General features: G+C 59.9%; 3 protein-coding genes. All 3 read right to left on the reverse strand.

Translation table 11 applies throughout. The features are described 5' to 3' along the window. Positions 1–39: 39 nt before the first annotated feature. Positions 40–2,733 (reverse strand): sensor domain-containing phosphodiesterase, encoded by a 2,694-nt coding sequence (locus PMI36_RS17720; RefSeq protein WP_008071095.1) that lies wholly within the window; start codon positions 2,731–2,733, stop codon positions 40–42. A 236-nt stretch (positions 2,734–2,969) separates the two neighbouring features. Beyond that, positions 2,970–4,364 carry an alkaline phosphatase D family protein gene (locus tag PMI36_RS17715; RefSeq protein WP_008071097.1) on the reverse strand — a complete coding sequence of 465 codons (1,395 nt, stop codon included), beginning with the start codon at positions 4,362–4,364 and terminating at the stop codon, positions 2,970–2,972. A 282-nt stretch (positions 4,365–4,646) separates the two neighbouring features. Then, positions 4,647–6,348: dihydrolipoyllysine-residue acetyltransferase (gene aceF / locus PMI36_RS17710; RefSeq protein WP_008071099.1), on the reverse strand; the 1,702-nt coding region annotated here is incomplete at its 5' end.

Consider the following 6,348-nt stretch of genomic DNA (forward strand, 5'->3'; position numbering starts at 1 on the left):
AGGGTTTTGTGTCCAGGCAGAAAGAGCATTCAGCCTTATTCAGGCGATCGGACCACGCGGGTAGCGTTTGAGCTTTTCGATCAGCTCGGAACCCGGTATCGGTCGGTCGAACAGGTAGCCCTGGCCGACGTCGCAGCGGTGGCGGCGCAGGAACGCAAGCTGCTCGGCCGTCTCGATGCCTTCAGCCACGACCTTGAGTTTCAGGTTGTGGGCCATGGCGATCACTGCGGAGGTGATTTCCATGTCGTCCTGGTTGTCCGGGATTTCGTGGATGAAGCTTCGATCAATCTTGATGATGTCGATCGGGAATTTTTTCAAGTAACTGAGCGACGAGTAACCGGTGCCGAAGTCGTCCATGGCCAGGGTCAGGCCCAGACGCTTGAGCTGGTCGAGTTGCAAGTGCGTGTCTTCGGTGGCTTCCAGCAGCAGGCCTTCGGTCAGTTCCAGCTCCAGCAGGTTCGCCGGCAGTTCTTCTTCCTTGAGGATGTTGGCGATGGACGCTACCAGGTCCGGGTCGGAGAACTGTTTGGGCGACAGGTTGATCGCCACTTGCAGGTTGCCGAGGCCGGCGGCGGTCAGGTCTTTGCTCATGCGGCAGGCCTGGCGGGCGATCCATTTGCCGATCGGGATGATCAGCCCGGTTTCTTCGGCAACGCTGATGAACTGGTCCGGGCGGATCATGCCTTTTTCCGGATGGTTCCAGCGCAGCAGCGCTTCCATGCCCAGCAAGCGACCGCTGCGCAGGCACAGCTTGGGCTGGTAGAACACGTCCAGCTCGTTCTGGGTCAGGGCGCGGCGCAGGTTGTTTTCGACGAACAGTTTGTAGCTGGCTTCTGCATTCAGCGCTTCGGTGAATACCTGCACCTGGTGCTTGCCGTTGGCCTTGGCCTTGTGCAGCGCCAGGCCGGCGTTGCGCATCAGCGTCTGGGGATCACGGCCGTGCAGCGGCGCGCAGGCCAGGCCCACGGAGCCGGTGACGCTGATCAGCTGGTTGTCGACGAACATCGGTTTGTCGAGGGTCGCCAGCAATTGGTTGGCGACCTGTTGGCCAGTCGAGAGGTCGGTGTCATCCAGCAGCACGGCGAATTCGTTACTGGCGAAGCGCGCCAGGCTGCCACTCGGGCTCAGGCTGTTGCGCAAGCGTCGCGCCAGGCTGATCAGCAGCTTGTCGCCGGTCTGGTGGCCGAGGCTGTCGTTGATGCGTTTGAAGTTGTCGATGTCCACCAGCAGCAGGCTGATTGGCGTGTCGCTGTCTCGGGCGAAGCGTTCGTCGAGGTTGCGGATGAACGCCGGGCGGTTGCCGAGGTTGGTCAGATTGTCGGTGTAAGCCAGGCGCTCGATGCGCTGCTGGGCGAGCTTGGTCTGGGTGATGTCTTCGTAGATGCCGATGTAGTGCGTCAGCTCACGGTTGTCGCCGTAGACCTTGGAAATCGATAGCTGGCCCCAGTAGGGTTCGAGGTTTTTGCGCCGGCTCTTGAACTCGCCCTGCCAGCTGTTGCTCTTGGCCAGCGCCGACGGCGCGTCGAACAACAGTTCGCTGAGGTTTTCCAGCGCCGGCAGTTCCGACAGCCGCTGGCCGTGGACTTCCTCGGTGGAGTACTGGGTGATCGCCGTGAAGCTCGGGTTGACGTATTCCACCACGCCGTCGCAATTGACCAGCAGAAAGGCGTTGGCGCTTTGCTCCACCGCACGTTGGAACAAGTGCAGGGCGCTGGTGGCGGTGCGGCGGTTGTGGTTGTTGATGACCTGGGCGAACTGATCCGCCAGCTCGCCGGCAAAGGCGATTTCGTCCGATTGCCAGGCGCGCGTCGCACCGATCTGCTCCAGGCAGAGTACGCCGACCACTTGGCCGTCGACGCGGATGCTGGCGTCGAGCATGGCGTTGACGTCGCGCGGGCGCAGGCTCTCGGCTATTTCCCGGGTGCGCGGGTCGCGCATGGCGTTGTGGGCGTCGATGGCACGGCCGGTGTGCAAGGCTTCGAGGTAATCGGGGAAGCCACTGGCATCGATCGGCTCTGGCAGTCGGTGATTGCGGGTGGCGCGGTGATAGGCCGAGATCGGCGTCAGTAGTGAGCCGTCGAGGTTCCACAGGCTGGCGCAGTCGATTTCATAGATATCGCAGGCACTGCGGGTGATCAGCTCGGCGGCTTCTTGCAAGGAATTGTTGGTGCTGTAGCGCTGGCGGGTCAGCAGCAGAATCAGATCTTGCTGGGCGCGCACCCGGTCCAGGTGCTGCAGTTGTTCCTGCTGGGCGCGTTGATTGAGTTCCAGGGCGATTTGCAGGCGTGAGTTCTGGGTTTCCAGATCCAGTACCGGCAGCAGCGGCTCATCGATGAACAGGCCGTCCACTACCATCAGATAGCCGCGCAGCAGGTGTCGATTGTGTTGTTTGTAAGCTTCGCCCAGTTCCAGCAGGCTCAGTACGCCTGCGGCGGTGTGCAAAGTGTAGCGGATCAGGTAATGCGGGCTTTCGGTGAGTTGCTGCTGGATCGTGTCATGCAGTTGATAGCGCGCTTCGGGCTCCATCAGGCTGGCGTAAGGCGAGCCGACCAGAGCACAGAGCTCCACTGCCGGCAGGCCAAATTGTCGTTCGCAATTGGGGTCGAGAAACAGCAGCGCCCAGCTCGGTTCATTCAGCCGTTCGAAACGCAGCATGCCGAGCCGCGAGGGCACTGGCAACTGCGTCACTACCTCGGCCACCATACGGCTGGCGGCATCGGGTTGGCTCTTCATATGGAGGGAAACTCGCTTCGAATATGCTGATCGCGCCGGGCTCTCGCCCTCTTTACTGTTGTCTGCGGCAAGGTTGCATCATTGCGACACCGACTGACAAGAGACATGAAGGCCAAGTGCTATAAGAATATGTCGGCAGGCGCGAAGATTTCTCCAGCGAGGGGCCTAAAAGTAATGTTGTGAGTCAAAAGATCGCAGCCTTCGGCAGCTCCTGCAGGCTGCGATCTTTTCCGCAATCAATGCAATTTTATGGTTATCGATTGCAGTTGCTTGCCATCCCGATCGTGATAATTGACGCGGACCTGTTCAGCATCGACGACCAGATGCGCGAAGTTATCCTGGCTGATCACTTCACTGCTCAGCTCATGCCGATAATCCCCCGCGGCCGTTCGGGCCAACGGCTGGTCGAGGATGAAGGTCGATGCCTTGGCATACGGCAGCAGTTTGCTGTTGTACAGCGGTGAAGACACGATGGTGTGAACTTCAAAATTCGGGTCGGCGCTGTGAGTCAGGCAACTGGTCAGTGAGCCATGGACATCGCCGGAAATGAACAAGACGTTTTTGATGCCGTGCGTACGAATCGTCTCCAGCAGCCGTAGTCGTTGTTCCGGGAAGGCTTTCCAGGCGTCATCGCCGTTAAGTTTGCGGTCGGGGTAGAACATGACGCTGGTGACCACGAATTTGACCCGGGCCGTACTGTTGATCAGCCATTTGAGCAGCGCCTGTTCCTGTTCTTCGTCAAGGATGCGCCGGTCGCTGGCCGACAGATTGCGTCGGGTTCGGCTGTCGGTGATAAACCATTCGATATCGCCATCGGAGAATTGATACCAATACTTTTGCAGTTTCTTGCTTACTTGCCCGTTGGCAAGTAACTCATAAGCAGGGCTGTGGCTGGCTTGATATAACTCATACGCCGCCATGGCGTTTTCGTATAAGTAAGCATCGGCCTTGCTTTCATTGGCAGGCCAGTTGTCTTCAATTTCATGGTCATCGAGGATCATGTAAGTCGGCACGCCGGACATTAACTTCGAGATATGCGGCTGAGAAAAAGCGGTGCGGTATTTGCTGAGGATGTCTTTGTATTCCCGGTCGGGAGCCACGAGGTTCAGGTCATCGACGTAGATTTGGTCGCCAGTCATCAGCATGGCGCTGATCGGCGGCTCGGCGCGTTCCGCCAGGCTTGTGATCGAGGCAAAGATCCGATCGCCCAAATGTGGAGCGAACGCAATGCCGGCGGTCATTCGCAGGTAACGACATGAGCCTGCGATATAGGCCCGTGGCGTGGTGGTTTTGCTGGACTGCGTGCGAAAGCGATAGATCTCCCGAGGCCATTGCAGTGGCAGTTCCTGGATCGTCTCCACGGTATGCACCGGGCTCATGGGGCTGAACCAGCCCGCCTGATATTCATAGGCGGTATCGGTAGCCAGATCGTTGAGGGCAATCACGTCGGACATGTCGCGCAAGATGGTCAGTTTTGCAAATACGCCTTTGGACCAGTGCTCCTCGCCGGCGCGTCGATAACGAATGCCTGCAAATACCAAGGCGTTGTTCTGTGAATTACCGCGCAAGAAAATACGGGTGTGATTAGTTGTGGTGTGGCCAATAATCGGGCCGACAGTCGGTTTGAACATGTTCGAGTCCATTCGAAGTAATGCTAACTAATCGGAATAAGTTGTCGAAGTTTCTATTAGAAATTCTCCTAACTAAGACTAGTTATTGGCTCGCAAAAAATATCGGGCGGAAGTGGACTCGAGTTGTAGGCGGTGTAAGCCATGAGTGTAGGAATAAGGTGCAGAGGAGGGCTTTCTTCAGGGCAAAAAAAGCCCCGCCAAATTGGCGGGGTTGAGGTACGAGCGTGGCGCTCGGAAAACGTCGAACGCGGCGGCCCTGCGGTGAAGGAGGGCCGACCGGTGTTACAGCAGGATGGTGCGGATGTCCGCCAGCAGGTCGCTCAGACGCTTGGTGAAGCGTGCAGCAGCGGCGCCGTTGATCACACGGTGATCGTAGGACAGCGACAGCGGCAGCATCAGTTTCGGCTGGAAGGCTTTGCCGTCCCAGACTGGCTGGATGGTTGCCTTGGAAACACCGAGGATCGCCACTTCCGGCGCGTTGACGATCGGCGTGAAGCCGGTGCCGCCAATGTGGCCGAGGCTGGAAATGGTGAAGCAGGCGCCTTGCATGTCGTCAGCGGTGAGCTTTTTGTCGCGGGCTTTGGCGGCCAGCGCAGCGGCTTCGGCTGCCAGTTGCAACAGGCTCTTCTGGTCGACGTTCTTGATGACCGGTACCAGCAGGCCTTCAGGGGTGTCGACCGCGAAGCCGATGTTCACGTACTTCTTGCGGATGATCGCCTTGCCGCTTGGCGCCAGCGAACTGTTGAAGTCCGGCAGTTCCTTGAGCAGGTGCGCGCAGGATTTGAGCAGCAGCGGCAGGATGGTCAGCTTGACGCCAGCCTTCTCTGCAACGGCTTTCTGAGCAATACGGAACGCTTCCAGCTCGGTGATATCAGCCGAATCGAACTGAGTCACGTGAGGAATGTTCAGCCAGCTGCGATGCAGGCTCGACGCGCCGATTTGCATCAGGCGAGTCATCGGCACTTCTTCGATTTCACCGAAGCGGCTGAAGTCCACGACCGGAATCGGCGGGATGCCCGCGCCGCCGGTTGCACCAGCTGCAGCGGCCGGTGCTTCCTTGGCCTTCTGCATCATGGCTTTGACGTAAACCTGCACGTCTTCTTTCAGGATGCGACCGTGCGGACCGCTGGCGCCAACGGCGCTCAGCTCGACGCCGAACTCGCGGGCCAGTTGGCGAACAGCCGGGCCTGCGTGAACCTTGGCGCCTGGCTTGGCCGGGGCAGCAACAGGTGCGGCCGGTGCCGGAGCAGCAGGTGCAGCAGCGGCTGGAGCAGGAGCGCTCGGTGCAGCAGCGGCCGGGGCCGGAGCCGCAGCAGGTGCCGCGCCTTTGACCTTCAGCTTCAGGATCAGGTCGCCGGTACCGACTTCGTCATCCAGCTTGATGGAAACGCTTTCCACCACGCCAGCGGCAGGCGATGGAATTTCCATGCTCGCCTTGTCGGATTCCAGAGTGATCAGCGACTGGTCGGCGACGACGGTGTCGCCAGCCTTGACCAGCACTTCGATGATCTTGGCCTTGCCCGCCGAACCGATGTCCGGGACGTGAATGTCCTGGACAGTGTCGGCAACCGGAGCCGCCGGAGCCGCAGCGGCTGGCGCTGGAGCAGCGGCAGCAGGCGCAGCAGCCTGGGCTGGAGCGGCCGCGGCCGGTGCAGCAGCACCCGCCACTTCCAGGTCCAGAATCAGGTCGCCGGTGCCGACTTCGTCGTTGAGCTTGACGCTGATGGCCTTGACCACGCCAGCGGCAGGCGATGGAATTTCCATGCTGGCCTTGTCGGATTCCAGGGTGATCAGAGACTGATCAGCCTCGACGGTGTCGCCGACCTTGACCTGGATCTCGATGATCTGGGCCTTGCCCGACGAACCGATGTCCGGCACGTGCACTTGCTGAACGCTGGCAGCAGCAGGCGCGGCGGCTGGAGCGGCCGGCGCTTTGGCGGCAGCAGGCGCAGCTTCAGCCTTGGCAGCTGGCGCAGCGGCAGCC

Source organism: Pseudomonas sp. GM79 (genome assembly GCF_000282495.1).
Lineage (GTDB): Bacteria > Pseudomonadota > Gammaproteobacteria > Pseudomonadales > Pseudomonadaceae > Aquipseudomonas.